Source organism: Flavobacterium sp. (assembly GCF_035299245.1).
Taxonomy (GTDB): Bacteria; Bacteroidota; Bacteroidia; order Flavobacteriales; family Flavobacteriaceae; genus Flavobacterium.
In genome coordinates, this window is record NZ_DATGWY010000014.1 from 273,040 (window position 1) to 298,927 (window position 25,888).

Below are 25,888 nucleotides of genomic sequence, written 5' to 3' on the forward strand. Positions count from 1 at the left end.
TTAAGAGTTTAAAGTTGTTTGAAAACGGTGGCAAAATTAGTATTTACTATTCGTTTCAAATCGTCTAAAGTTATGTTTTTATAATTCGCAGCTAGATTATATACTTGTTCTAATGTTTCTTCAATCATATCGGTTTCGAGAAAAAAACGATCATCGGGAACTGATAGAAAAACTGATTTCAACTCCGGATTTCTCAATAAATATTTTCCAAATGAAATATAAAATCCGTTATCGATTAGCTGTTTCGCTACTTGTTCATTTTTTGAAAATCCGTGAATCACAATCGGAACCGAAATATTCAACCTATTTTTGATTTCGATCAACTCCTGAAACGCTGCAACCAAATGCAACACCAACGGTTTTTGGTATTTTTCGGCTAGAGCAATCTGACGTTCAAAAACCGAAATTTGCAATTCCATTGGAATTTCAATTCGCTTATCCAAACCACATTCGCCCAAAGCCAAACATTCGTTTAATTGCAACTTCTCTTCGATGATGTTTAAATCGCTTTCCAAACGATTCTCGTCTATGTGCCACGGATGAATTCCGATGGAATATTGCGGAAAAGTAGCGTCAAATTCCCACGGATATTGGTTCAGCAATTCCAATGTATTGGCGTCATAAGTACGTCGGTGCGTATGTAAGTTGAAGTACTCCATTAGTCGTGAAATTTTTTAACACCGGCCAAAATGGCTACATCCAAATCATTTTCCAAAGGAACAATCGGACACGAATACTTATGATTGTAGGCACAATAAGGGTTGTAGGCTTTATTAAAATCAATTTCCCATACTTTAGCATCCTGAATTTTCATATCAATGTATCGTCCACCAATGTAACTTTCTTTTCCATTAGTAAAATCTGAAAATGGCAAAAACAAGTAGTCTTTGTATTCTTCTTTTTTAGATAAATCGATGCTTTGGTAGACGTTCAATTGGTATTCTTTTCCGTCAATTGTAAAATACAACTCGCCGTACTTTTTGTATTCGGGTGTTCGCGATGTAGAGGTTTTCATCTTGAATACTTTGGCTTTTTTGGTACGCTTAAATTGGGCTTTTACAATGAATTTTTCATTAATTGGGAAGAAATCCAATTCCTTGAATACTTTTAAATCGGCTTCGGTCAGCGGACTTTTAGTAGAATCAGCATAGTCGCGATTCAATTCCTCTTGAAATTCTTTTGAGGTTTGTTTCGGTGCATTTTCTTGAGATGCAACAAAATAAGCATTCAAAATCATTACAATCAGCAAAGCCTTTTTCATGGTACATTTTTTTTACAAAAATAGCGTAAAAGTGTTAGGTCGCAAAGTAGAAAAGCCACAAAGTTTTTTACCTTTGTCACCTAACCAATACTTTCATGTTAAAAAGAGGAATTCGTAAATACATCGATAATTTCAGAGGATTTTCGAGAGAAATCTGGATATTGACGTTGGTTACTTTTATCAATCGTGCCGGAACGATGGTGTTGCCCTTTTTATCCAAATATTTAAAAGAAGATTTGCATTTTTCCTACAGCCAAGTAGGTTGGGTTATGGTTTTTTTCGGTATTGGATCGATGTTAGGATCGTGGTTAGGCGGAAAACTTTCTGACAAAATAGGCTTTTACAAAATCATGATTTTCAGCTTATTCACCAGCGGTTTGCTGTTTTTTGCACTGCAATACATAACTAGTTTTGTTGGATTATGCATTGCTATGTTTGTGATTATGACCATCGCCGATATGTTTCGCCCTGCCATGTTTGTATCGATTGGTGCGTATGCCAAACCCGAAAACAGAACTCGTGCTTTGACGTTGGTTCGTTTGGCTATTAATTTAGGATTTGCAGCCGGACCCGCTTTTGGTGGTTTAATCATTATGGGAATTGGTTATGGAGGATTGTTTTGGGTTGATGGGGCAACGTGCATCATTGCTATACTTGTTTTTTGGTTGTTGGTGAAAGAAAAGAAAAGCATTCCTATTTCTAAAGAGGAAAAGCAATTGTTAGAAGCCAATCGCGAATCGGTGTTCAAAGACAAACCTTTTTGGGTGTTTTTATTCAGCTGTGTGATTTCGGGAATACTGTTCTTTCAATTGTTTACAACCATTCCGCTGTACCATAAAGACCAATACAATTTAACCGAGTTCCAAACCGGATTACTATTAACACTAAATGGTGTATTGGTTTTCTTCTTAGAAATGCCAATTGTAAGCTATATTGAACGCAAAAAACTCAATAAAGTAAAAATAGTATCTATAGGCTGTTTAATGATGGCCATTAGTATGTTTATTCTTCTCATTAACTTTTGGGCGGGAATGTTGCTTTTGATGATGTTGTTTATGACGTTTGCCGAAATGTTTTCGTTTCCGTTTTCCAACTCCTTTGCAATGAGTAGAGCTCCGAAAGGACACGAAGGACGTTATATGGCTATTTTTACCATGAGTTATAGTTTAGCACACATATTGAGTGCTAAAGTTGGAATGAGTATCATTGATTTTTTTGGTAAACGATACGGATACGAAATGGGTTACCAAATCAATTGGGCATTTATGGGTGTTTTGGGTGTAATCGGAACATTATTGGGTTTTTGGGTGCTTAAAATGGTTAAAGAAGAGCAATTACAATCCAAATACAAAACCGAAAAAGAAGAATTCCTTTTCTCACATCCAGCCGATGGTGGCGAACGCGAAATTTAAACCAAGAACTTTCTTCGAATTTCATTGAACGATTGATTGGTTTGTATCAATTGTTGAATGATTTCTTTTCGCAATTCATCAATACCAATAGGTTTAAGGTATTTTGCCCAAGCATCTTCGAGCAACAAAAGTCGGATTTGCTTGATTATTTTGGCTGTTTCAGATGCCGTTCTGAGCATTTTATCTTCAGAAAAACTATCACTCTCTTTATGATGAAAAGCAGCCGTTTTTTCATCAAAATCAACTTCAATAAAATACAGTTTCTCTAGTTCATTATCGGCATAAAATTCCGTCCATTTGGCAAAGCCTAACTTAATTCGATTGGGATTCGTTTTTTGCAATTTGGGGTTTTCTTGTAATCGCCATCGGCAATTGGCCACTCTACTCCAATGATTCGATAACCGATACACACCATCATCGGTAAAAAAATAACTACTCCCCGATTTGCTTTTGTAATTCAGTTGCAAACTACCAACTATAGTTACATCCTCTTCTTGAAAAACACAAAACGTATGCTTGTGAAAATTGGTCCGATTGTATTTTGTTGTTGTCATCATGGCAAAGATAACGTTTTATAGTACCTCTAAAAATGAGTTCAATCATAAGCTTTGAATTATGAGCTACGAATGCACGAATTTTCTATTTTAAATATTTATTTAATTCGAATGCTCATTTAAAATGAGCAAATTTTACTTTGAAAGTTTAAACTGAATTTGTGCATTCGTGGCAAAATAAACTTATAGTACATTGATAAATAAACACACACATCTATTTAAAAAATTAAAAAACAATGATTTACAACTATTTTCCTTTTGTTATTATTTGTATTTAAAATTAATTTCCGTGTGCAGTTACACAATATAAAACTTAATTTTTAGTTAAATAACTATAAATATAGTTGTAAAACTAAAAACATAGTTGTAAGTTTGATTTATTAAAATTGAAATCATGCAAAAACTCACGAATAAAGAAGAAGAAATCATGCACATTTTATGGAAGTTAAAAAAAGCTTTCGTAAAAGATGTTTTAGCCGAAATCACTGAAGATCAACCGCACTACAACACACTTTCTACCATTATTAGAAATTTGGAAGAGAAAGGATTTGTATCGCACAACGCCTATGGAAACACGCACCAGTATTTTCCGGTGGTTTCTATGGAAGACTACAGAAAACGTTTCATGAACAACGCTATTGAGAATTATTTCAATAACTCTTATAAAAGTATGGTTTCGTTCTTTGCACAAGAAGATAAAATTTCGGCCGAAGAACTTCGTGAAATACTTGAAATCATCGAAAAAAAGAAATAGTATGGAAACTCTTTTCATCTACTTTATAAAATCAAGTGCTCTAATCACACTATTTTTTTTAGTGTATCATTTATTATTGCGCAAAGAAACTTTTTTCAACACAAATCGATGGTTTTTGTTGATGGGATTAGTTGTTTCTGCTGTGCTTCCTCTATTTTTCATTAAAAAAATAGTGTACATCGAATCAACTCCAATGAATTGGGATCAACTCGTTCAGCTACCACAAAGTTCGTCTACTGTGGTTTCGCAAACAGCAGAAGCTACTCCAATCAATTGGTTTCAAGTAGGTTTTTGGGTGTACGGAATTGTGGCTTTGCTCCTTTTAATTAAAGTGATTTACAATAGTTTTTCTTTGTTTAAAACCTTACACAAAAGAACCATTCATAAAACAGAAAATTTCTCATTAGTGGATGTTGAAGAAGACATCGCACCGTTTTCGTTCTTCAATTTTATCGTTTTCAATTCTAAATTGTACACTGAAAACGAATTGCAAAATATACTATCACACGAAAAAATTCACAGCAGTCAAAAACATTCAATAGATGTATTATTTACCAAGCTTTTTTCGATTGTATTTTGGTTCAATCCGTTTATGCAACTCTACAAAAAAGCCATTGTGCAAAATTTAGAATACATCGCCGACCAAAAAGCGATTGAAGTCAACGACAAAAAATTATATCAATTAACACTCTTAAAGGTAGTTTCTCATCAGAACTGCTTGCCTATTACTAATCATTTTTATCAATCATTAATCAAAAAACGAATCGTTATGTTAAACAAAAATCAATCACACAAAAGAAATTCATGGAAGTACACCGTTGTAATTCCGGCGCTCATTGCCTTTGTATTTTTATTTCAAATAAAAACCGTTGCGCAAGAACGCGAAATTGTAAAAGTATCTCAAAATTCTAAAAGCGGCATCTACATCACCACCGACAAAAACACCACCGATGCCGAAATGAAAAAAGACGCTGCCTTTGCCAAAGAAAAATACGGCGTAACACTGAAGTTTTCAAAAGTAAAGCGCAATGCAAATGGCGAAATAACCGGAATTAAAGTCACTTACAAAGACAAAGACGGCAATACTGGAACCACTCAATTTGATGGAAACGAGCCGATAAAACCGATTTATTTTTACAAAACTCCTACCAAAATTGGGTTTGGAAAAAGCAATAGCGTAATTGTTTATTCAGGCAATGGTTCTGATGATGTAATTGCAGAAAAAGAACTCAACTTCAAAATGAAAGACAGTATGGATTTTGACATCGATATTGATGTGGATATTGACGAAGATGAAATCCAAAAAATAGTGGATGAAACTACTTCAAAAATTGTCATTCAAAAAGACGGTAAAAAACCATTGATCATGATTGATGGAAAAGTAATCGAATTGGGTGAAGGTTTTTCGGATGGAGAAATTGACGAACTCAAAAAAGGATTTGCATACCAATTCAATAACGGACAATTGAAAATGCTTACCGATTTGAACATTGAAAAAATAAAAGGCGATGCTTTGGATAGTTCATTAGAGCAATTGAAACGAATTCGACCTGAAATAATGAAGCAAATAGAAGGTCAGATGATTATTTCTAAAGATCAAATGGAAAAAGCACGAGTGCAAATGGAACGTGCTATTCCGCAAATCGAAAAAGAAATGCGAATCATCGAAAAAAATAGTCCCGAATTTGAAAAAGCCAGAGCTGAGATGGAAAAAGCCAGAGCAGAAATGATGAAAGCGAAAGCCGATATGGAAAAAGCAAAAGCCGAATTAGAAAAAGCCAAAGCAGAACTAAGACGCTAAAAGTTAAAAATTTGTCAATCTATTTTACTGAATTTAATCTATTTATAAATTTGTTTAGTAATTAATTAAAAACAGAATAAAAATGAAAACCAAAGTTAGAAATTTTGCCTTCATGATTCCAATGCTCATTGTAGCGTTGTTATTTCAAACGAATGGTATGGCTCAAGACAAAAAGTCGTTTACTTGGAGCGATGATCAAGCATCGAGCGATAACATTGTTATGACGTGGAACAAAAACACGCCCGAAAGTGAAATGAAAGACGATATCAAAGCCTTGGCTGAGAAAGGAATCACCATCAAGTATTCGGGTGTAAAACGAAATTCTAAAGACGAAATTATTGCTCTAAAAGTGGAATATTCCGATCGAAAAGGCAATAAAGGCAGTATGGAATTGAACAATCAAAACCCAATCAATACGATTAAGTTCTTCAAATTCAATGATGAAATTGGTTTTGGTGAACCGTCCAATGGAAATGGTTTTAGTGTAAGTCCGTTCAACGGTTTTGCGGGTGGCGACAGTTTTATGAAGCAGTTCAATTTTGAGAAAATGCCTCAGTTTTTCGATTTTCCAGAAGGTGATGGTTCGATGTCATCGCGTTCTAAAACACAAATTAGAATTCAAAAAGATGGCAAAAAACCTCTAGTTATTGAAGATGGTGAAGTAATTGAAGGCGCTGATGATTACAGTCCAGAAGAAATTGAAGAATTCAAAAAAAGCTACAAAATGGATTCGTATGGTGATGGAAAAAGCTACAGTTTCAATTTTAATTCAGAATCGGATGAAAACATCAAACAACGATTTGAAAAAATGCGTGAAGAGATGAGTAAAATGAATGGCTCATCAAAAGGAGAAAGCGAAGATGTTAAAGAAATGGAGAAAACCAAAGAGGAAATGATCAAGGCCAAAGAAGAGATGATTAAAGCAAAAGAAGAAATGGAAAAGGCCAAAACCGAATTGGAAAAAGCAAAATCGTCATTAAAAGTGCGTAAAGCTTAATTGATTAAAATCCACAATTTTATTTCATACTAAAATTGAAAAAGACCATTCGAATTGAGTGGTCTTTTTTATTTTTGTAAAAAAATCATCCGATGTACAAAATTCTAGCCAAAATAAACAAGCTGATTTTACCCAGTTTCACCAAACAGCAATTGGATTTATCAAAAGCCAAAAAATGGCAAATGGCAATCATTGGTTGGCGTTATTATGTCACAATTCGTGCTTTAAAAAAATAGTTGTCGGATTTCAGTTATCGGTTGTCTGACTTCTAATAGTTTATGGCTGAAAATACAGGTAGATTACCTAATTTTTCTCTTCCGTTCAGGAACGACAATTCCATTAAAAAGTTGACTTGAACGATTGTTCCGCCCAATTGTTCTACCAATTCACAAACTGCTTTGGCGGTTCCGCCTGTTGCTAAGACATCATCGTGTATGACTACTCTATCGCCTTTTTGAATGGCGTCGATGTGAATTTCCAGACTATCCGAACCGTATTCCAAGTCGTACGAAGCTGAAATGGTTTTATAAGGTAATTTATTGGGTTTACGCACTGGAATAAATCCAGCGTTCAATTCTTCCGCCAACAACATTCCGAAGAAAAAGCCTCTACTTTCTACACCGATTACTTTGTCAATTTTTTGATCTTTTAGAGTAGAAAGTAGGATGTTGAGTGTTTCTTTTCGGGCAATCGGATTAATCAAAAGTGGCGTGATGTCTTTGAAGCCAATTCCGGGTTTTGGAAAATCCTGAATATCACGGATGTATTGTTTTAGTGGCATATTTTTTAATATTATCGTAATTTTGGTTTGCAAGTTACACAATTATGTCTATATTTGCACCCACAAAAAAGGCCTCGTGGCGCAACTGAATAGCGCATCTGATTACGGCTCAGAAGGTTACTGGTTTGAATCCAGTCGAGGTCACTTAAGAATAAAAAGCTCTGATGAACATCAGAGCTTTTTTTGTTTTAATTTCTAATGTTGAGCTTGTACATAAAATTAAAAATTAAAACAAAAAAAGTTTTTCAATCTCTGATTGAAAAAGACTTTTCATTACCACTACGGAGCGCATTCTGGAACAACGAAGTTAATCCTGTCGAGGTCACGAATGAATACTATAAAAGCGGAGCTTTGATGGATGTTGCGCAGCAAAATCCTGTCGTGAAACTTCTCAATTACCTAGTTTTGCTTGAAGTTATTTTTTCTTTTGTACTATTATCAAAGCGGAGCTTTGATGGATGTTGCGCAGCAAAATCCAGTCGTGAAAAACAAACACAAAACTTTTTCATGCTTTACACAACCTAGCCCTGATGGAAGTGAAAAGCCCGCAAGTAATAGCTGTAGTTTTTGTTGATGCACAAAAGCGACCAACGGAAGCTTGTGGGCGACTTACAAAAACACAGCGGTTACTGAGGACTTGCAACGAACAGCAGGAATAGCTTCAAAAAAATAAATCTTTATTCTATAACAAAACCTACACCTCAACCGTTTTCCACTTTCCTTTTTTGAAAAAGTAAAACGCTAATAATGCCAATACGGTTTCTGCCGTTGGAATCGCAATAAATGCGCCTATGGGTCCGAGTTGAAAATACACCGCCAACAACCAAGCCAGCGGCACTTGAATGATCCAAAAACAGAAAATGTTGATCCACGTTGGTGTTTTGGTATCGCCTGCTCCGTTTAATGACTGAATCATTACCATTCCGATGCCGTAAAAAATAAAGCCCAATCCCATGATTCGGAGCGCTTGGCTGCCGTAATTGGCGATTACAGCATTTTCGGTATAAAGACTGATGATGAACTCAGAGAAAAACACAAACAAGAACGTTACCAAACTCATAAAAATGATATTGTATTTGGTGGTCAAGAGTACGCTTAGTTGCGCTCTGTCGGGCTGTTTGGCTCCGAGATTTTGACCCACTAAAGTTGCTGCGGCATTGCTTAAACCCCAAGCGGGAAGTATGAAAAATACTAAATTTCTGATGGCAATTTGATAGCCTGCGCTGGCATCGGTGCTTCCGGTGATGGAAACCAAATACGTCAAGACAATCCAACTGCCGCTTTGAATGAAAAATTGTAGCATGGCTGGCATTGAGATGTTCAGCAATGATTTAATAATTTCGAAATTGGGCTTGAAATAGTGGTTGTAAATCTTAATCGTTCTGCTTTTGGCGAACAAATGATAGCATTGATAGATTACTCCGATGGTTCTTCCTGTGGCGGTCGCAATGGCCGCGCCCATGAGTCCGAGTTCGGGAAATGGACCGTAACCGTAAATTAAAAGCGGACACAGAATAATATTAATCAAACTGGCAATCCATAGACTTCGCATTGCCATGGCGGCATCTCCGGCACCTCTGAAAATTCCGTTGATTAGAAAGAGTAAAATAATTGCCGGACTACTGGCAAAAATGATTTGAGCGAAAATGGTTCCTTCAGTTATAACTTCGGGTTGTGCACCCATTAAAGCCAAAATATCGGAGGCAAAATAAACGCCTAAAAAAGCAACTATGAGAGAAATCAAAAACGAAACTGTAATGGCTTGTGCTCCCGATTTAGAAGCTTCGATGAAATCTTTTTCACCTACTCGACGCGCTACAATTGCGGTTGCGCCCGTACTTAAACCGATTCCGAGTGTGTAGATTAGCGAAATTACGGCTTCGGTCAAACCGACTGTTGCTACGGCTACATTGGCATTAGGTAAATGACCCACAAAATAAATATCGACTACGGCAAAAACCGATTCCAAACTCAATTCCAATATCATCGGAACGGAAAGTAATAGTATGGCAATTTTTACATTTCCTTTGGTATAATCGTGTTCTTCGCCTTTGAGCGATTGCTTGATCAATTGGAAAATGGATGAAATTTTATTGGATTGGGACGACATATCACAACGTTTAATTCATCAAAAATAACTTTTTAGAATTAAATCACAATTGAGTTTGTGTTGCAAAATGGTTATTTAACAAAAGACGTTGCTGAAATTAGCCCCGATTGCAGGAAGCACCGCGTGCGACGGAAAGCGGGAAAGACGTTTACAAGAAAGCCCAAGCTAATTTGCTTCCAAAAAAAAAAATCCGCAACATCAAATGATTATTGCGGAGGATATTTTTTTTTAATGATACTAAAGTTTACTGATAAAACTTCCGTACAAATCTTTGAATTGATAGCCTGATTCTACTCGGTCTTTACTGAGCTTTTGGTACTCGACCAAACCCCACAATAGAAATTCTTTCAGGAAACAAATGTCTTCTTTTGGGAAATCAGGTTGGTATTTTTGAACGAGATCTTCCAAGGGTTGTATAGCGTCCAATTGTTTTTTGTACTCATCATCGGAAGCATCATCGAGCAATTCAAAGCCGGTTTCGGCAAAGAACCATTCGAGTAATTTGGCATACGGACTCGCATCGGCATCGCGTTCAAGTTTTTCAATTTTCGGGAAGAATGCAGGGAAGAAAGTATGAATTGCATCACCAATTAAATGTTGTGCAACTACTGCAGCACCTTCTTGTTCGCCTTCATAAACCAATTCGACTTTGCCTGTAAGAGCTGGAATAATTCCTAAAAAGTCGGATAACCTAACCGTAGTTTGCTCACTACCCGATTGCAATGCTCTGCGTTCGGCTGTACTGACTAAATTCTCATACGCTGTGATACTCATACGAGCACTCACACCACTTTTGGCATCAATGTATTCACTTTCACGTGCTTCAAAACTGATTTGTTCTAACAAATCTTTGGCCAATGATGGAACGTAAACGGTTTCCGATTGTTCTTTATTTAGTCTCGCTTCTTGTTGTGTAATGGTTCGTGCAATGCCAATAGTTTCAGGATAGTGTGTCAAAATCTGAGAACCAATTCGGTCTTTTAAAGGCGTTACTATACTACCGCGATTGGTGTAATCTTCTGGATTGGCTGTAAATACAAATTGCATATCCAAAGGCATTCGCAGTTTGAATCCGCGTATTTGAATATCGCCTTCTTGTAAGATATTAAATAAAGCTACTTGAATTCGGGCTTGTAAATCGGGTAGTTCATTGATAACGAATATACAGCGATTGGCACGCGGAATCATACCGAAGTGAATCACGCGGTCATCGGCATAAGATAACTTTAAATTAGCGGCTTTAATAGGATCAACATCGCCAATTAAATCGGCAACCGTTACATCGGGTGTGGCTAATTTTTCAGAAAAACGTTCACTTCTGTGAATCCATTGAATTGGAGTTGCATCCCCTTTTTCGGCGAGAAGATCTTTGGCAAATCGGGAAATTGGTTGGAACGGATCGTCGTTAATTTCGGAACCTGCCACAATCGGCATGTATTCGTCTAATAATTCGACCATTTTTCGAGCCAAACGTGTTTTTGCCTGACCTCGGAGTCCGAGTAAATTTATATTATGGCGCGATAAAATGGCTCGTTCTAGTTCGGGAATAACGGTGTATTCAAATCCGTAAACACCTTCAAAAACGGGTTGCCCCGATTTTATTTTAGCTCGTAAATTATCGCGTAATTCATCTTTAATACTGCGCGATACATAGTCTGATTGTTTTAATTCGCCGAATGTTTTTATGTTTTCTACTTTCATGTTTCAATTTTGTATTGAAGTCTCTATTATCTATCTTCTATTTTCTAAATTCTGCTTTCTGCCTTCTGCGTTCTCAATTAATCTTCTTCTTTCTGTTGGTTTCATAATCTTGAAAAATCATTTCACCCAAACCTTTTAGTCCGGTGTAAAATGCTTTCCCTTGATTGGCTTCGGTAAACTGATTGACAAATTGCTGTAAATACGGATCGTTGGCAATCATGAAGGTTGTGATCGGAATGTGCAATTTCCGTGCTTGCGCCGCTTGGTTGTAGCATTGCTCCACGATGTACGAATCCAAACCATTGGAATTCATGTAATACGTTCCGTCTTTTTCACGCACGCAACTGGGTTTTCCGTCGGTGATCATGAAAATTTGTTTGTTGGTATTCCGTTTTCTTCGGAGCAAATCCATTGCCAATTGGAGTCCAGCAACCGTATTGGTATGATATGGTCCCACTTTTAAATACGGTAAATCTTTGATGCTGATGGGCCAAGCGTCGTTTCCGAAAACTAAAATATCAATGGTATCTTTAGGGTAACGAGTGGTGATTAGTTCGGCCAACGCCATCGCCACTTTTTTGGCTGGTGTAATTCGGTCTTCACCGTACAAAATCATGCTGTGACTAATATCAATCATCAAAACAGTACTCATTTGCGCTTTGAATTGCGTGTCTTCCACTACCAAATCGTTTTCAGTTAATCGAAATTCGGCTGCTCCGTTATTGATTTGAGCATTGCGTAGGCTTTCGGTTAGTGCCACATTCTCCAGTCCATCGCCAAAATGATAGGCTCTGAACTCACCTGTTTTTTCATCGCCCGTACCCGAGTATTTTGTTTTGTGATTTCCAGAACCCGATTTATTGAGATTTCCAAAAATATGATCTAAAGCTTGCTGTCTGATGGCGCGTTCTGTTTTGGAGGTAATTCCGATTCCGGATGTTCCATCGTCTTTTAACTCTTCTCTGATGTATCCTTTTTTCTTTAAATCTTCAATAAAATCATCGATAGTATAGTTTTCATCCGTAAGCTTGTATTCTACATCCAACTGACGCAGCCAATCGATTGCCTCATCAAAATCACCCGATGTATAGGTAATCAACTCCTTGAAAATCTCAAAGAGACGATCAAATGGAGATAAGTTGGGTGCTTCGTAGGTTTTGAAGTAAAACCCTTTTCTTTTCGTCGTTTCCATAGAGTTAAAATTACTACTAAAAGTTAAACCGAACTCGAGAACGACTATTAATTTTTAGTTAAAGTCCGTACTGTTCTCCAATCACCTTCCGAATGGATACAAAGCCGATTTTTTCCAACTCAATTTCGGTTGTTTTTACCCAAAGCAGTTCTTTGATTTCATCTTCGGCAGTAATGTTTATAGTATCGGATTGTAATTCACATTCAAAAAACAAATCCATGGTTCGGTAAGGAACATTTTTGTAGAGATAATTATTGGGTGAAGTGGTTACAAACTGCAAATCAGAAGGTTGTAAATCCAAACCTAATTCTTCTTTGATTTCACGGCAAGCGGCTTCTTGTGCGTTCTCATTTGGATCTATAAAACCGCCCGGCAAATCCCATTTACCTTTGTCGGGATCGACGTTTCTGACAGTAAAAAGAATTTTATCTTCGAATTTTAAAATCACTGCAACAGCTGCAGCAATGTTATGATAATAAACAAATCCGCAATCATGACACTGAAATTTGACTAATTGCTTGAAATCAAAATGTTGCGATTTGCAATTAGGGCAAAATGTAAAAAACGAGGTTGAGAAATCAATCATTTATTTGGGATAGACTTGGTTTTCTTGTTCGGCTACGCGTATAAAAGTCGTGCGTTTGGTTAGTTCTTTTAAACGAGAAGCACCTACATACGTACACGTACTGCGAATTCCGCCTAAAATATCTTGAATGGTAAATTCGACACTTCCTTTGAGCGGAATACGAACGGTTTTACCTTCGCTGGCGCGGTAATTGGCAACGCCACCTACGTGTTTTTTCATGGCGGTTTCCGAACTCATTCCGTAAAACTGTTTGTACATTTCGCCGTTGACTTCGACTAATTCACCGCCACTTTCTACGTGACCAGCCAACATTCCGCCCAACATCACAAAATCGGCTCCAGCTCCAAACGCTTTAGCCACATCACCTGGAGTTGTACAACCACCATCACTAATGATTTGTCCGCCCAAACCGTGTGCTGCATCGGCACATTCTATAATGGCGGATAATTGCGGATAACCCACGCCTGTTTTTACTCGAGTCGTACACACCGAACCCGGACCAATTCCGACTTTAATAATATCAGCACCTGAAATGAGAAGTTCTTCGACCATTTCGCCTGTAACTACATTACCAGCGATGATTACTTTATTGGGAAAGTTTTTGCGTGTTTGACTGACGAATTTCACAAAATGTTCTGAGTAACCGTTAGCCACATCGATACAGATGAAATCAATTTGTGGAAAAGCGTTCAAAATCTGACTCAGATGTTCTTGGTCGTTTTTCCCCGTTCCTGTACTTACGGCGATATAATTGAAAAAATCAGCCGATACATCCGACAAATTGTTTTTCCAATCTTCTAAAGTATAATGTTTGTGAATGGTAGTAAACAGCTGCTTCTCAGCCAACGCTTTTGCCATTTCAAATGTTCCAACCGTATCCATGTTGGCTGCCATAATTGGAATTCCTTTCCATTCGACCGTGCTGTGTAAAAATTTAAAATCGCGCTCCAAAGACACTTCTGATCTGCTGTTTAAAGTAGACCGTTTGGGTCGGATCATTACATCTTTAAATCCTAATTTTAAGTCGGTTTCTATTCTCATAATTCACATTAGTTTACTGTCAAAGTTAGAGTTTTAATGCAAAAAATGCACATTTAGTTATTAAAAGAAAGTGTCTTTTTATTAACAGTAAACTACACTTTTTATCGTTATTTTTGAACCAAAATACTACACAATGGGATTGCATTTTATTTTCGATAAAGAATACAAAAATCACGCATTTACTTCGGAAGAAATTAGGGAAACTGAATTTGAGAATTGCACGTTTATTGACTGTGATTTTAGAGCGTGTTTCTTTCAGGCTGTGACATTTTCAGATTGTAATTTTATCGAATGTAACTTTCAAAGTACCAAAATCAATCACGTATCCTTGCGTGGTGTTTGGTTTACGAAATGCAATTTTACAAGTGTTAATTTTGCAATGACCGATCAAGTGATTTACGAATTCAACTTTAAAGATTGTTTGCTGGATTACGCTCAGTTTTACAAATTGAAGTTGAAAAAAATACAATTCATCAATTGCAGCATGGTTTCGGTCGATTTTATGGCGAGTGATTTGAGTGAGTCATTGTTTGACAATTGCAACTTACGCTTGGCTGTTTTTAGTGAAACTATTATGAACAAAGCCGATTTGTATACCAGCTACAATTTTTCCATCGATCCTGAAAAAAACAAATTGAAAAGAGCGATTTTTTCGACGTATAACATCAGAGGATTATTGGATAAATACGAACTAATCATAAAAGAATAGTATGTCTGAAAAACCACATCTCTACTTCAAAAATGCTCAAGAATGGCGCGAATGGTTGCACGAAAATCATCATTTGCACAACAGTGTTTTTCTTATTTTTTATCGAGTGGATAGCGAATTTGAAAGTATGCGTTGGGAAGAAGCCGTAAAAGTGGCTATTTGTTACGGTTGGATTGATTCGACTGTAAAACGAATGGATGATGAACGCCGTAAGCAACTATTTACTCCCAGAAAAGACAAAAGCGTATGGAGTAAACTCAACAAAACGTACATTGAAGAGTTAATCCGAGAAAATTTGATGCACGAAAGCGGGTTAAGAAAAATTGAAACTGCTAAGAAAAATGGCTCTTGGGAATCATTAGATGCGGTGGAAAATTTAGAAATTCCAGTTGATTTACAAAGTGCATTTGATACTAACCCATTGGCTTTCAACAACTATAACAATTTCAGTAAAACGTATAAAAAAAGTTATCTGTATTGGCTCAATCAAGCCAAACGTGAAGAAACACGACAAAATCGAATTGCCGAAATCATTGATTTGTGTGCTAAAAACATCAAATCACGTCAATAAATTTTGACAAAAATTACCAAAACTTAAAGTTGATTTACTCTTCACATTCATAAAAAAACTTAGTTTTACAATTCAAATTACCACTATGATTAACCCATCGGCAAACGGCTGGATTGACAAATTTTTTCAAGAGCAAGGAAAGTTAATGACCAACAACTTTACCTATGAATTGTCGTTGTATAAAAACATTCGGAAAACTGGGTTTATTTACGGACATGTGGTAGAGATTGACCCATCGTTAACCCTTGATATTTCGCATTGGAAATCGGATGAAATTTCGAAAGTGGCTTTGTTGACTCATTTGTATTCGATGTATTTATTTACTCAGAATGATTCGGATTTCAAAATATTCGTCGAAAAAACCATCGAATTTTACAATCAACTGAGTCCGAAAGGTTTTGATCTTTTTGATAAAATTTTATCGCATTCGAACAGCTCAAAGTTGGAAAGCATCATCAGAGAACGCATCCAAACCAACAAAGACATCATCAGTAAAAACTTTTCGCACATAGTCACTAATGCGTTGCTTTTTGTGGATGTTTTGGCGTTTCGTCAATTTTTGATGACGGGAAAAATTTCGAATAAATACATCAAGAATATCGAGGAAATTATTCTCAGCGTAGTCACTTTGGCTTTGAAAGTAAAAACCATCAAATCGCAAAACGATGATTTGCTGATCAAACTTTTTGAGTCGTCGGTGCGTTACAGCAAGTTTTCCATCGACAATGAAAAATCGAAGAATAAGGTGTTAGAATCCCTTGATTTTGATCATCTTTCAGCTGATTTAGAAAAATACTACATACTGGATTTGGCTGGGTTGACGCTTTGGAACGACGCAGTTATCGAAAATGATGAGTTGTATTTTTTACACAAATTAGCTGAAAAAATAAGCATTTCAGATGATTTTGTCAACGAAAGTGTAACCGACACAGACGCGTTCATCACCAAATACAAAAGTGAAATTCAGTACTTCCACTACTCCAATCCGGTGAAGCATTTTTACGACCAAACCACAACTGGAGTTCAGGTTTTGATTACTCGAAATAAAAAACGTCTGACCAAAGAAATTTCGGAAAGCAAAGAATTGATGCAGCTTTTGGCCAAATCAACGAGCAAAGATTTGAGTCCGGAAGAAAAAAAGAAAGTAAAAAAACAGATTTTAGATATTTGCAAATCAATTCCGTCGTTGACTATTTTTTTACTTCCTGGTGGCGGATTGTTATTGCCGATTTTGATAAAATTTATTCCGCAGTTATTGCCATCGGCATTTAATGAAAATTTAGAGGATTAGAAATCGAGTTTGAATACTTCGTCGAGATCTTTATCACAACTGAAATTCACATTCAAATCAGTTACATAGCCCGAATTGAGTCCGTACACCCAACCATGAAGATTCAATTTTTGTCCGGTTTTCCAAGCATTTTGTACAATGGAAGTTTTGGCTAAATCGTATACTTGTTCAATCACGTTAAGCTCAACCAAACGATTGAAACGTTGTTCATCGTCTTGAATAGCTAGTAGTTCTTCTTGGTGAATTCGGAACAAATCTTTGATGTGTCGAATCCAGTTATCAATAATTCCAATGGATTCATTTCCCATAGCCGCTTTCACACCACCACAACCGTAATGTCCGCAAACAATAATGTGTTTTACTTTTAAGGCATTTACCGCATAATCCAAAACGCTCAAAAGGTTCATATCGGTGTGTATAACCAAATTGGCAATGTTTCGGTGAACAAAAACTTCACCGGGTTTAGCACCTATTATTTCGTTAGCTGGAACTCTGCTATCGGAGCAACCAATCCATAAAAGTGGTGGATTTTGTCCTTTGGATAAATCGTTGAAATATTCTGGGTCGATGGCGAGTTGGTCTTCCACCCATTTTTTGTTGTTGTCAAGAATTCTTTTGTAAAAATCAGTCATAATGGTAGATAAAAATCAAAGATAGTGAAATAAAAAAGCCATTAACCACAATCGTTTGGATTTGTGGCTAATGGCAACTATTAACCTAATTAACCAAAAAATTATCGTAACTCAGCTACAGAAAAAGCTGGATTTAATTCGTCTTTAATGTAAACAACATCGTCGTAAAAAGTAACTTCACCGGTTTCAATGTTGTGCATTGCACCTACAATTCCGATTTCGCCATTTTCTATCATTTGCTCCAATACATAACTGCGCTCAATGATGTTTTTTACATTGCGTTTTACATTGATTTGGGCTACATTTTCAACAAACGGTGAATTGCTGGAAGTTCGGTTTTCTTTTGTCGCCGTTTCTTGGTATACTGCAGGTTGCAATTTGGACAACAACTCCGTTAGATTACCCATTTCAACATGATCGCAGGCACCTTTTACTGCTCCACATTTACTATGACCTAACACCACAATTAGTTTAGAACCTGCTACTTTACAAGCAAATTCCATACTTCCAAGAATATCAGTGTTTACTATATTTCCGGCAATTCTAACTGAAAAAATATCGCCTAAACCTTGATCAAAAATCAATTCGGCCGACGTTCTACTGTCAATGCAACTCAAAATAGTAGCAAAAGGCCATTGACCATCGCGAGTTTCGTTTACTTGCTCCAATAAATCACGATGAGCTTTTAAATTGCTGATGAATCTTTTGTTTCCTTCTTGTAATAATTCTAACGCTTTTCTTGGCGTAATTTGAGCTTGTAATTCTTTATTTAAAGTTTTCATTTTATAGTATTTTAATTATTTATGTTCAACAAAAACGTGTTTTTCTTCGTCACCTGTGTTCACTAAGTCGTAAGCCTTCTTAAAACCTACTAATTTTACTTTAATATTCTCTTCTTTAGAGCGCGTTTTCTTGAATTCTTTAATCAAATCCAACACATCATGAGCAATATAAACGGTATCTGATGCATTGATAATAACCTTTGAATTTTCTGGAATGGATGCTAGAGTTGTTTTGATTGCTGCTTTATTAAGAAAAGACACTTCTTGAGCCAAATCAATATGAATAATATCACCATCATGGTATTGCTCTTTTCTAAAATTGTAAGCACGTTTCATGTTTCCTTTCAAAACAAATATCACGCTGATGATCATTCCCAGAGCTACGCCTTTTAACAAATCTGTAAAAACAACCGCTAAAAAGGTGGCAATGAAAGGTATGAATTGGTATTTTCCTTTTTCCCAAAAGTGTTTGATGGTTTTAGGGTTTGCCAATTTGTATCCGATTAATAAAAGTACGGCTGCTAATGTTGCTAGTGGAATTTTATTCAAAATTACAGGAATAGCAAGAACACTCACCATTAAAAAGAAGCCGTGAATTATAGTTGACATCTTTGATTTGGCACCGGCAGAATTATTAGCGGTAGTTCTCACAACCACAGATGTCATTGGTAAACCTCCTAACATTGCACTAATCATGTTTCCGATTCCTTGTGCTTTTAATTCGACATTGGTATCCGTATATCGTTTTTGAGCGTCCATACGATCGGAAGCTTCAATACACAATAAAGTTTCTATCGAAGCTACTACAGCAATTGTAATGGCTACTATCCACACTTTTGTGTTTGCAATGGCAGTAAAATCTGGAAGTATAAAAATATTTTTAAATTCTTCTATAGATGTTGGCACTGGTAAGCTAACTAAATGTTCTTTTTTGATGGAAAAACTGCTTCCTGTACGTATAAAAATCTCATTTACAACTATACTTACAATTACCGCAATTAAGGCAGGTGGAAGTAATTTTATTTTTTTGAGAAAATCAACTTTAGGCCACGCTATTAGTATGAAAAGCGAAATTAATGTGATAATTACCGATCCTAATTGAATGTGACTCAGAGCCTGAAACATTTCTGAGAATGTATTTTCACCATCGGGTTGAAGAAAAGCCAAATCTCCTTCATAGTCTTTATCATACCCAAAGGCATGTGGAATTTGTTTTAGAAAGATGATGACTCCAATTCCGGCTAGCATTCCTTCAATAACATTAGTTGGGAAGTAATTGGAAATAGAACCCGCTTTAATGAAGCCTAAAGCTAACTGAATCAATCCTGCCAATACAACCGAGAGAAGAAACACATCAAATGCTCCTAAATCGGAAATTGCGGTTAAAACGATGGCTGTTAAACCTGCTGCTGGTCCCGAAACACTCAAATGAGATTGGCTTAAATAACCTACCACAATTCCGCCCACAACTCCTGAAATAATTCCAGAAAACAAAGGTGCTCCACTTGCTAATGCAATTCCGAGACACAGTGGCAAAGCCACTAAAAAAACCACTAAACCTGATGCGAAATCAGACTTAAGGTTAGCAAAAAGATTGATTTTTTTTGTCATACCATAAATTAATTTAATACTAAAAGCATTCGCACAAGCGAACATTCAAAAATGCAGTATTAAACTAATTCTGGGGGCGGAATGAATATTTCTTCCGCGATGTTGTCATGACGTAGTAAGTTTTTTGAAGTAATTTTGGAATCACAATTTTGTTGCAACTCAATAAAAGGATAATCGAAACCCAAGCTTAAATCGGCTTTGATTTCTTTAATTTCTTTGTGATTTTCCTCTTCAGCGAAGTTATAAAACATCGATACATCTGAATTCTTTTCAATCAACGTGACAATAGTTGGTGTTGAAAGAAAAGCTACAAAAATGAATAATATGAATCGAGCTATTAACTTCATATGGCAAAAATAGCTTTTCATTACAGTAATAAAAAGCTATTTAATATTTTTTAACAATTATTTTAATTAGGCTTCGGTTTCAAGCCACGCTTTCATCATCCAAATGGTTTTTTCTTGCTCAACAATAAAATCGCTCATCATTGATGTGGTTCCTTCATCTTCAATTTCACTTGCTTTTTTGAGGATAACACGCTCAATTTTTAGTAATTGGGTTAATGATTGCAAAATCAACTCAATGGCTCTTTCATCATTATTGATGTTTTTACCAATTTCCAATTTATTGTATTTGATGTAATCGTCAAAAGTATGCAACGGAATTCCATCTAGAGTCAAAATTCGCTCTGCGATTAAATCAATTTTTAGTTGAGAATCATTGTATAATTCTTCAAATTTTAAATGTAAATCAAAGAAACGTTTGCCTCGTATGTTCCAATGCAATCCTCTCAAATTTTGGTAATAAACCTGAAAATTGGCTAGTAAAATATTCAATTCGGCAGCCACAATTTCAGCTTCTTTTTGGGGTAAACCAATGCTATTAAGTTTCATGATTCTATTAATTTTATTAACAAATTTCTTAATAAAAAGTCAATTTTAACCATAAATTAAATTGATAGTTTTTATCTTTGCATCAAATTTTACTATCCAAATGACAATTACTCAACTTCAATACGTTTTGGCTGTAGCCGAGCACAAAAATTTCACTTTAGCCGCCGAAAAATGTTTCGTGACGCAACCTACTTTGAGTATGCAAATTCAAAAAGTAGAAGAAGAACTCAGTATTCAAATTTTTGACCGAACCAAGAAACCCATTCAGTTGACCGAAATTGGTCAGAAAATTGTGAATCAGGCAAAAAATATCGTCAATGAAGCTGATCGCATTCAAGATATAGTTCATCAGCAAAAAGGATTCATTGGAGGTGAATTTCGATTGGGTATCATTCCGACAATAATGCCTACATTATTACCAATGTTTTTGAATAATTTCATCAAAAAATACCCAAAAGTAAAATTGATTATTGAAGAGTTGAATACCGAAGACATTATTTTCAAACTCAACAATGGACATTTAGATGCGGCAATTGCTGCTACACCTTTGAACGAAGAGAAAATAAAAGAAGTAGTGTTGTATTTTGAACCTTTTGTGGCGTACATACCAGAACATCACAATCATTTCAATAAAAAGGAAATCACAATTGACGATTTGAATTTGGATGAAATATTGCTATTACAAGACGGACATTGTTTTAGAGACAGCGTTTTAAACTTGTGTAGAAATAACAAAAACTCAGAGCACAATCATTTCCAGTTGGAAAGTGGAAGTTTTGAAACCTTAATCAAATTAGCCGATGAAGGTTTAGGAACCACACTTTTACCTTATTTACATACATTGGATTTGAAGGAAAAAGACCAATTAAAACTAAGGCAATTCAGCGAACCAAAACCGGCTCGCGAGGTGAGTTTGATTTACCCAAAAAGTGAATTAAAAATTCATATTATTGATGCCTTGAGAAGCACGATTGCTGGAGTTGTAAAAGGCGCAATAGTTTTTAATAACGTACAAATCGTAAGTCCGAAAACGGTAAAATAAAAAAGGAATCGCTTTATGCGACTCCTCTTTCGTTGAAATCTGAACTAAACTCACTCAAACAATTTTTTAAATCGGGTCTATTTGATGTGTAATACATCAACCACCTGCCAAGTAATTCTATTTCGTAAGGCATTAGGTTTTTAATTCCTTTTCGTAATTCTTTTTTGAAAAGGTTGGGGTCAAAACTCACGTTTTCCAACGTAGATTTTGTGTAATCATAGATCATTCTTGGCATAGGTTGTTAAGATTTAGGGTTATCTTGTTTTAAGAACGTAGAGTAAAACTAATAGTAAAACTTTAAAAAACAAAATTTAAAATCGTTTAAAAACTATTTTTATCGATTAAAAACATATTTTAAGTTTTAAAGTAAGATTATTTTTATAATTAATATTCTATTTCACTTTCCATTTACTACTATAACATTTTGAAAATAAAATACCCTAATTGATTCCAATAAAAAAGGAGCCGTTTAAGCTCCTTTAGTTTTTATTTATTGATACTCAGTAAACATTGCCTTAATTCGGGCTTCTCTTTAGTAAAATTGAGTAACCATTCGGTCAACTGCTCAACTTCATAAGGTAAAAGCACCTTAATTGCTTTTTCTAATTCTTTTCGAAAAAGTTTAGAATCGAAACTAACTCTTTCAAGAACTGACTTAGTGTAGTCATAAATTAATCTTGACATAAAAAATTAGCTAAATTGGTTAGAATTATTTGAAGAACTTGTCATAAAACGTAGAATAGTACATTTTATTGTTACAAATATAAAAAATAATGAAATTTGATTTTTTAATTGTTTGTTAAATTTTAAATGCTCGCAACATTTCACGCTTTCCAGGTGCTCCGGGAAGTTTTTCAACAGTGAAACCGCATTCTTTCATAGCATTTTTAATTGAAGTTCTGCACGCGTAAGTGACCAAAACCCCATCTTTTTTCAACGCTTTATACATTTTCTGAAAAATCTCAACCGACCATAATTCAGGCTGTACTCTGAATCCAAAAGCATCAAAATAAATCAGGTCAAATTGGTTTTCATTGTTGATTTCTTGGAATAATTTTTTCTCTTTGATAAGACTAAAATTAGGTGTTATTGCAATTCTTTTTTGCCAATCCGAATGATGCATGAGTTCAAAACTCGATTTCAAGTTATCTTGATCCAATTGCTGCACGTAATTCATTTGCATTATCATATCAAAAGAAACTGGATGTGCTTCTATTCCAACATAATCGATAGTTTGCTTTAAATTCTGAGCTTCTTTTAATGTTATTAAAGCATTTAAGCCTGTACCAAATCCTATTTCTAAAACAGAAACGGACCTTCCTTCAAATAAGGAAAGTCCGTTTTTTATAAATACATGATAAGCTTCTTGAATGGCACCGTGTTTAGAATGGTACGTTTCGTCTAACTCATCCAAACGAATGGATGTTGAACCATCATTGGTTATGAAGAGCGTTTGTTTCAAAATTAGAATACAAAAATTGGTCGCTCACTCATCATTTCATTTACTTCATTGGCTACTTGCTCTATAACGTCTTCATTAGTGTGATTCATCAAAACTCTATCGATTAAATCAACAACGGTTTCCATATCACTTTCAACTAAACCACGAGTTGTAATTGCTGGTGTTCCAACGCGAATGCCTGAAGTCACAAAAGGCGATTTATCATCAAATGGAACCATGTTTTTGTTTACTGTGATTTCAGCTTTTACCAAAGCATTTTCGGCTTCTTTTCCTGAGATGTTTTTGTTTCTCAAATCAATCAACATCATGTGATTGTCAGTTCCACCCGAAATAATATTATAACCTCTTTTTACAAAAGCATCAGCCATAGCTTTGGCATTTTTTTGAACTTGCATTGCGTATTGGAAAAACTCATCCGATAAACATTCGCCAAATGCAACTGCTTTTGCGGCAATAATGTGCATCAATGGTCCGCCTTGGTTGCCCGGAAAAACCGACATGTCTAAAATGTGTGACATCATTCTGATTTCTCCTTTTGGAGTCGTCAATCCCCATGGATTTTCGAAATCTTTTCCCATCATAATCATTCCACCTCTTGGTCCGCGCAACGTTTTATGAGTTGTAGTAGTTACAATATGACAATGCGGAATTGGGTCGTTCATTAATCCTTTTGCAATCAAACCAGCAGGATGTGAAATATCGGCTACTAAAAGCGCTCCAACTGAATCAGCAATCGCTCTGAAACGTGCAAAATCCATATCGCGAGAGTACGCAGAAGCTCCAGCTATAATGATTTTTGGTTGTTCTTTAGTAGCAATTTCCTGAATTTTATCGTAATTCAACACTCCTGTATCAGGCTCAACACCATAAAAAGAAGGAGTATATAATTTACCTGAGAAGTTAACCGGAGAACCGTGCGTTAAATGTCCACCATGCGATAAATCAAAACCTAAAATCTTGTCTCCCGGTTTCAAACAAGCTGCAAAAACAGCAGTATTGGCTTGTGATCCACTATGAGGTTGTACGTTTACGTATTCAGCACCAAAAAGTGCTTTGGCTCTGTCAATAGCGATTTGCTCCACAACATCAACTACTTCGCATCCGCCGTAGTAGCGTTTTCCTGGATAACCTTCAGCATATTTATTGGTTAAAACGGAACCTGCAGCTTCCATTACTTGGTCGCTTACAAAATTCTCAGAAGCAATAAGTTCAATTCCGTGAATTTGTCTGTCTTGTTCGTCTAAAATTAGGTCAAAAATTTGTTCGTCGCGTTGCATTTTTATTGGATTTTCGTTAAAACTTTCCAAAATTACAAAATATGTTTGTCATATAAATTCTAAATGATATATTTGATTACAAATTTTTCAACAACAAATCAACAGCCCAAAATATGCCAAATATAGCCAACGACCCAACTAGAAAATCATGGATTGAAGTACCTGAAAACAGTGATTTTCCCATACAGAATATTCCATTTGGAGTTTTTTTAACCAAAGATGATGTAGTAACCATTGGAACTAGAATCGGAGATTCTGCCATTGATATGGGAGCTTTACAACAACTCGGGTATTTTGAAGGCATCGAACTTACAGACGATATGTTCATGCAAGACACTTTAAATGATTTCATTTCTGATGGTAAGAAAACGTGGCGAATGGTTCGTAATCGTTTAGCGTTATTATTCGACATCAATAATCCAGAATTAAGAGATAATGAAGAACATCGAAGCATAGTTATTTTTGATATTAAAGACATCGAAATGCTTTTACCTGTTCAAATTGGTGATTATACTGACTTTTATTCAAGCAAAGAACACGCTACCAATGTTGGAAAAATGTTCCGCGATCCTGATAATGCTTTGTTGCCCAATTGGTTGCACATTCCGGTTGGTTATCATGGAAGAAGTTCTACAATTGTACCGTCAGGAATTCCGGTACATCGTCCAATGGGACAAATTTTACCTAATGGGGAAAGCTCTCCTGTATTTGGACCTTCGAGTTTGGTGGATTTTGAGTTGGAAACGGCTTTCATTACCACTGATGCCAACATTATGGGAGAAAATATTCCAGTTGGTGAAGCTGAAGAGTACATATTCGGAATGGTATTACTGAACGACTGGAGTGCGCGCGACATTCAGAAATGGGAATACGTTCCACTTGGACCGTTTCTGGCGAAAAACTTTGCTTCATCCATTTCTCCATGGATTGTTACGATGGATGCTTTATTACCCTTCAAAACCAAAGGTCCGAACCAAGATCCTACTCCACTTCCTTATTTACAACAAAAAGGAAAAAACTCATACGATATCAATTTAGAAGTGTACATTCAGCCTGAGAAAGCAGAACCCACTTTGGTTTCTAAATCCAATTTCAAATACATGTATTGGTCAATGGCACAGCAATTAGCACACCACACTTCTAATGGTTGTCGCGTTAATTCGGGCGATATGATGGGTTCTGGAACCATATCCGGACCAACACCCGATAGTTTTGGTTCGATGCTAGAATTGACTTGGGGTGGAAAAAACCCAATAAAAATGAGTGATGGAACCGAGCGCAAATTCATCAATAATAATGACACTGTGACTTTCAAAGGCTATTGTGAGAATAGTTCTGTTCGTATTGGTTTTGGTGAAGTTTCGAGTAAGTTATTGCCGCCGTTTGTGAGAAAATAATTGTGGCTCAATATTTGGATTATTTCAAATA

28 protein-coding genes and 1 tRNA gene are annotated in these 25,888 nt (G+C 35.9%); 11 read left to right on the forward strand and 18 right to left on the reverse strand.

From position 1 onward, the window contains the following. Nucleotides 1-8 precede the first annotated feature (8 nt). Together VK161_RS10140 and VK161_RS10145 are read right to left on the reverse strand one after the other, a co-directional pair. Nucleotides 9-659 carry a TatD family hydrolase gene (locus tag VK161_RS10140; protein WP_324214665.1) on the reverse strand — a complete coding sequence of 217 codons (651 nt, stop codon included), beginning with the start codon at nt 657-659 and terminating at the stop codon, nt 9-11. Further along, the gene (locus VK161_RS10145; RefSeq protein WP_324214666.1) at nt 659-1,261 is read right to left on the reverse strand and encodes a DUF1684 domain-containing protein; all 603 of its coding nucleotides are present in this window, start codon (nt 1,259-1,261) and stop codon (nt 659-661) included. The genes VK161_RS10140 and VK161_RS10145 overlap by 1 nt, the downstream gene beginning before the upstream one ends. A 95-nt stretch (nt 1,262-1,356) precedes the next feature. Between VK161_RS10145 and VK161_RS10150 the strand changes: the two genes are divergently transcribed. Continuing rightward, complete coding sequence (locus tag VK161_RS10150; RefSeq protein WP_324214667.1) at nt 1,357-2,673, forward strand: MFS transporter; 1,317 nt, start codon at nt 1,357-1,359, stop codon at nt 2,671-2,673. Here the strand turns inward: VK161_RS10150 and VK161_RS10155 are convergent. After that, nucleotides 2,670-3,230: a hypothetical protein gene (locus VK161_RS10155; RefSeq protein ID WP_324214668.1), complete on the reverse strand. Its 561-nt coding sequence runs from the start codon at nt 3,228-3,230 to the stop codon at nt 2,670-2,672. The two genes, VK161_RS10150 and VK161_RS10155, sit on opposite strands and share 4 nt — an antisense overlap. 391 nt (nt 3,231-3,621) lie before the next feature. On the opposite strand from VK161_RS10155, the gene VK161_RS10160 reads away from it, so the two are divergent. The 4 genes from VK161_RS10160 (at nt 3,622) to VK161_RS10175 (ending at nt 7,015) form a co-directional block, all read left to right on the forward strand. Then, nucleotides 3,622-3,981: a BlaI/MecI/CopY family transcriptional regulator gene (locus VK161_RS10160; RefSeq protein WP_324214669.1), complete on the forward strand. Its 360-nt coding sequence runs from the start codon at nt 3,622-3,624 to the stop codon at nt 3,979-3,981. Between the two features lies 1 nt (nt 3,982). Further along, nucleotides 3,983-5,782, forward strand: a complete 1,800-nt coding sequence (locus tag VK161_RS10165; protein ID WP_324214670.1) for a M56 family metallopeptidase — start codon at nt 3,983-3,985, stop codon at nt 5,780-5,782. Nucleotides 5,783-5,864: 82 nt separating this feature from the next. Continuing rightward, nucleotides 5,865-6,779 (forward strand): hypothetical protein, encoded by a 915-nt coding sequence (locus VK161_RS10170; RefSeq protein ID WP_324214671.1) that lies wholly within the window; start codon nt 5,865-5,867, stop codon nt 6,777-6,779. A 92-nt stretch (nt 6,780-6,871) separates the two neighbouring features. Then, the gene (locus tag VK161_RS10175; RefSeq protein WP_324214672.1) at nt 6,872-7,015 is read left to right on the forward strand and encodes an SsrA-binding protein; all 144 of its coding nucleotides are present in this window, start codon (nt 6,872-6,874) and stop codon (nt 7,013-7,015) included. Nucleotides 7,016-7,047: 32 nt separating this feature from the next. On the opposite strand, the gene VK161_RS10180 is transcribed toward VK161_RS10175, so the two are convergent. Continuing rightward, complete coding sequence (locus VK161_RS10180) at nt 7,048-7,560, reverse strand: adenine phosphoribosyltransferase (protein ID WP_324214673.1); 513 nt, start codon at nt 7,558-7,560, stop codon at nt 7,048-7,050. A 70-nt stretch (nt 7,561-7,630) separates the two neighbouring features. On the opposite strand from VK161_RS10180, the gene VK161_RS10185 reads away from it, so the two are divergent. After that, nucleotides 7,631-7,704 (forward strand) — tRNA-Arg (locus VK161_RS10185). Nucleotides 7,705-8,254: 550 nt separating this feature from the next. Here the strand turns inward: VK161_RS10185 and VK161_RS10190 are convergent. The 5 genes from VK161_RS10190 to VK161_RS10210 form a co-directional block, all read right to left on the reverse strand. Beyond that, nucleotides 8,255-9,670, reverse strand: coding sequence for an MATE family efflux transporter (locus VK161_RS10190; protein WP_324214674.1), 1,416 nt, complete (start codon nt 9,668-9,670; stop codon nt 8,255-8,257). 237 nt (nt 9,671-9,907) lie between these two features. Further along, a complete protein-coding gene (locus VK161_RS10195; protein ID WP_324214675.1) occupies nt 9,908-11,371 on the reverse strand; it encodes a magnesium chelatase in 1,464 nt (487 codons plus the stop codon). 73 nt (nt 11,372-11,444) lie between these two features. Next, nucleotides 11,445-12,563 carry a vWA domain-containing protein gene (locus VK161_RS10200; protein WP_324214676.1) on the reverse strand — a complete coding sequence of 373 codons (1,119 nt, stop codon included), beginning with the start codon at nt 12,561-12,563 and terminating at the stop codon, nt 11,445-11,447. 58 nt (nt 12,564-12,621) lie between these two features. Beyond that, a complete protein-coding gene (locus VK161_RS10205) occupies nt 12,622-13,149 on the reverse strand; it encodes an NUDIX hydrolase (protein WP_324214677.1) in 528 nt (175 codons plus the stop codon). After that, a complete protein-coding gene (locus VK161_RS10210; protein WP_324214678.1) occupies nt 13,150-14,190 on the reverse strand; it encodes a GMP reductase in 1,041 nt (346 codons plus the stop codon). Between the two features lie 133 nt (nt 14,191-14,323). On the opposite strand from VK161_RS10210, the gene VK161_RS10215 reads away from it, so the two are divergent. The 3 genes from VK161_RS10215 (at nt 14,324) to VK161_RS10225 (ending at nt 16,761) form a co-directional block, all read left to right on the forward strand. After that, nucleotides 14,324-14,899, forward strand: coding sequence for a pentapeptide repeat-containing protein (locus tag VK161_RS10215; protein WP_324214679.1), 576 nt, complete (start codon nt 14,324-14,326; stop codon nt 14,897-14,899). A gap of 1 nt (nt 14,900) precedes the next feature. Continuing rightward, complete coding sequence (locus VK161_RS10220) at nt 14,901-15,470, forward strand: YdeI/OmpD-associated family protein (protein ID WP_324214680.1); 570 nt, start codon at nt 14,901-14,903, stop codon at nt 15,468-15,470. An 85-nt stretch (nt 15,471-15,555) separates the two neighbouring features. Beyond that, nucleotides 15,556-16,761: an LETM1-related biofilm-associated protein gene (locus VK161_RS10225; protein ID WP_324214681.1), complete on the forward strand. Its 1,206-nt coding sequence runs from the start codon at nt 15,556-15,558 to the stop codon at nt 16,759-16,761. Here the strand turns inward: VK161_RS10225 and can are convergent. The 5 genes from can to VK161_RS10250 form a co-directional block, all read right to left on the reverse strand. Beyond that, nucleotides 16,758-17,393 (reverse strand): carbonate dehydratase, encoded by a 636-nt coding sequence (gene can, locus VK161_RS10230; protein WP_324214682.1) that lies wholly within the window; start codon nt 17,391-17,393, stop codon nt 16,758-16,760. The genes VK161_RS10225 and can overlap by 4 nt on opposite strands. 101 nt (nt 17,394-17,494) lie before the next feature. Then, nucleotides 17,495-18,175, reverse strand: coding sequence for a carbonic anhydrase family protein (locus tag VK161_RS10235; protein ID WP_324214683.1), 681 nt, complete (start codon nt 18,173-18,175; stop codon nt 17,495-17,497). A 15-nt stretch (nt 18,176-18,190) separates the two neighbouring features. Further along, complete coding sequence (locus VK161_RS10240) at nt 18,191-19,786, reverse strand: SulP family inorganic anion transporter (RefSeq protein ID WP_324214684.1); 1,596 nt, start codon at nt 19,784-19,786, stop codon at nt 18,191-18,193. A gap of 59 nt (nt 19,787-19,845) precedes the next feature. Next, a complete protein-coding gene (locus tag VK161_RS10245) occupies nt 19,846-20,133 on the reverse strand; it encodes a hypothetical protein (protein ID WP_324214685.1) in 288 nt (95 codons plus the stop codon). Nucleotides 20,134-20,199: 66 nt separating this feature from the next. Then, entirely contained in the window at nt 20,200-20,679 is a 480-nt protein-coding gene (locus tag VK161_RS10250; protein ID WP_324214686.1) for a DNA starvation/stationary phase protection protein, read from the reverse strand. Between the two features lie 100 nt (nt 20,680-20,779). Between VK161_RS10250 and VK161_RS10255 the strand changes: the two genes are divergently transcribed. Then, nucleotides 20,780-21,721: a LysR substrate-binding domain-containing protein gene (locus VK161_RS10255; RefSeq protein WP_324214687.1), complete on the forward strand. Its 942-nt coding sequence runs from the start codon at nt 20,780-20,782 to the stop codon at nt 21,719-21,721. Nucleotides 21,722-21,734: 13 nt separating this feature from the next. On the opposite strand, the gene VK161_RS10260 is transcribed toward VK161_RS10255, so the two are convergent. The 4 genes from VK161_RS10260 to glyA all read right to left on the reverse strand — a co-directional run bounded on the left by VK161_RS10260 (nt 21,735) and on the right by glyA (nt 24,460). Further along, entirely contained in the window at nt 21,735-21,956 is a 222-nt protein-coding gene (locus VK161_RS10260; protein WP_324214688.1) for a hypothetical protein, read from the reverse strand. Between the two features lie 251 nt (nt 21,957-22,207). After that, entirely contained in the window at nt 22,208-22,405 is a 198-nt protein-coding gene (locus VK161_RS10265) for a hypothetical protein (RefSeq protein ID WP_324214689.1), read from the reverse strand. 115 nt (nt 22,406-22,520) lie between these two features. Next, nucleotides 22,521-23,183 carry a tRNA (5-methylaminomethyl-2-thiouridine)(34)-methyltransferase MnmD gene (gene mnmD, locus VK161_RS10270; protein ID WP_324214690.1) on the reverse strand — a complete coding sequence of 221 codons (663 nt, stop codon included), beginning with the start codon at nt 23,181-23,183 and terminating at the stop codon, nt 22,521-22,523. A gap of 2 nt (nt 23,184-23,185) precedes the next feature. Continuing rightward, nucleotides 23,186-24,460, reverse strand: a complete 1,275-nt coding sequence (gene glyA / locus VK161_RS10275) for a serine hydroxymethyltransferase (protein ID WP_324214691.1) — start codon at nt 24,458-24,460, stop codon at nt 23,186-23,188. Nucleotides 24,461-24,573: 113 nt separating this feature from the next. On the opposite strand from glyA, the gene fahA reads away from it, so the two are divergent. Next, nucleotides 24,574-25,857, forward strand: a complete 1,284-nt coding sequence (fahA, locus tag VK161_RS10280; RefSeq protein WP_324214692.1) for a fumarylacetoacetase — start codon at nt 24,574-24,576, stop codon at nt 25,855-25,857. Nucleotides 25,858-25,888 lie beyond the last annotated feature (31 nt).

Coding starts and splice junctions, on each gene's coding strand:
- VK161_RS10140 (WP_324214665.1), bottom strand. CDS start 659: ATGGAGTACTTCAACTTACATACGCACCGACGTACTTATGACGCCAAT.
- VK161_RS10145 (WP_324214666.1), bottom strand. CDS start 1,261: ATGAAAAAGGCTTTGCTGATTGTAATGATTTTGAATGCTTATTTTGTT.
- VK161_RS10150 (WP_324214667.1), top strand. CDS start 1,357: ATGTTAAAAAGAGGAATTCGTAAATACATCGATAATTTCAGAGGATTT.
- VK161_RS10155 (WP_324214668.1), bottom strand. CDS start 3,230: ATGATGACAACAACAAAATACAATCGGACCAATTTTCACAAGCATACG.
- VK161_RS10160 (WP_324214669.1), top strand. CDS start 3,622: ATGCAAAAACTCACGAATAAAGAAGAAGAAATCATGCACATTTTATGG.
- VK161_RS10165 (WP_324214670.1), top strand. CDS start 3,983: ATGGAAACTCTTTTCATCTACTTTATAAAATCAAGTGCTCTAATCACA.
- VK161_RS10170 (WP_324214671.1), top strand. CDS start 5,865: ATGAAAACCAAAGTTAGAAATTTTGCCTTCATGATTCCAATGCTCATT.
- VK161_RS10175 (WP_324214672.1), top strand. CDS start 6,872: ATGTACAAAATTCTAGCCAAAATAAACAAGCTGATTTTACCCAGTTTC.
- VK161_RS10180 (WP_324214673.1), bottom strand. CDS start 7,560: ATGCCACTAAAACAATACATCCGTGATATTCAGGATTTTCCAAAACCC.
- VK161_RS10190 (WP_324214674.1), bottom strand. CDS start 9,670: ATGTCGTCCCAATCCAATAAAATTTCATCCATTTTCCAATTGATCAAG.
- VK161_RS10195 (WP_324214675.1), bottom strand. CDS start 11,371: ATGAAAGTAGAAAACATAAAAACATTCGGCGAATTAAAACAATCAGAC.
- VK161_RS10200 (WP_324214676.1), bottom strand. CDS start 12,563: ATGGAAACGACGAAAAGAAAAGGGTTTTACTTCAAAACCTACGAAGCA.
- VK161_RS10205 (WP_324214677.1), bottom strand. CDS start 13,149: ATGATTGATTTCTCAACCTCGTTTTTTACATTTTGCCCTAATTGCAAA.
- VK161_RS10210 (WP_324214678.1), bottom strand. CDS start 14,190: ATGAGAATAGAAACCGACTTAAAATTAGGATTTAAAGATGTAATGATC.
- VK161_RS10215 (WP_324214679.1), top strand. CDS start 14,324: ATGGGATTGCATTTTATTTTCGATAAAGAATACAAAAATCACGCATTT.
- VK161_RS10220 (WP_324214680.1), top strand. CDS start 14,901: ATGTCTGAAAAACCACATCTCTACTTCAAAAATGCTCAAGAATGGCGC.
- VK161_RS10225 (WP_324214681.1), top strand. CDS start 15,556: ATGATTAACCCATCGGCAAACGGCTGGATTGACAAATTTTTTCAAGAG.
- can (WP_324214682.1), bottom strand. CDS start 17,393: ATGACTGATTTTTACAAAAGAATTCTTGACAACAACAAAAAATGGGTG.
- VK161_RS10235 (WP_324214683.1), bottom strand. CDS start 18,175: ATGAAAACTTTAAATAAAGAATTACAAGCTCAAATTACGCCAAGAAAA.
- VK161_RS10240 (WP_324214684.1), bottom strand. CDS start 19,786: ATGACAAAAAAAATCAATCTTTTTGCTAACCTTAAGTCTGATTTCGCA.
- VK161_RS10245 (WP_324214685.1), bottom strand. CDS start 20,133: ATGAAGTTAATAGCTCGATTCATATTATTCATTTTTGTAGCTTTTCTT.
- VK161_RS10250 (WP_324214686.1), bottom strand. CDS start 20,679: ATGAAACTTAATAGCATTGGTTTACCCCAAAAAGAAGCTGAAATTGTG.
- VK161_RS10255 (WP_324214687.1), top strand. CDS start 20,780: ATGACAATTACTCAACTTCAATACGTTTTGGCTGTAGCCGAGCACAAA.
- VK161_RS10260 (WP_324214688.1), bottom strand. CDS start 21,956: ATGCCAAGAATGATCTATGATTACACAAAATCTACGTTGGAAAACGTG.
- VK161_RS10265 (WP_324214689.1), bottom strand. CDS start 22,405: ATGTCAAGATTAATTTATGACTACACTAAGTCAGTTCTTGAAAGAGTT.
- glyA (WP_324214691.1), bottom strand. CDS start 24,460: ATGCAACGCGACGAACAAATTTTTGACCTAATTTTAGACGAACAAGAC.
- fahA (WP_324214692.1), top strand. CDS start 24,574: ATGCCAAATATAGCCAACGACCCAACTAGAAAATCATGGATTGAAGTA.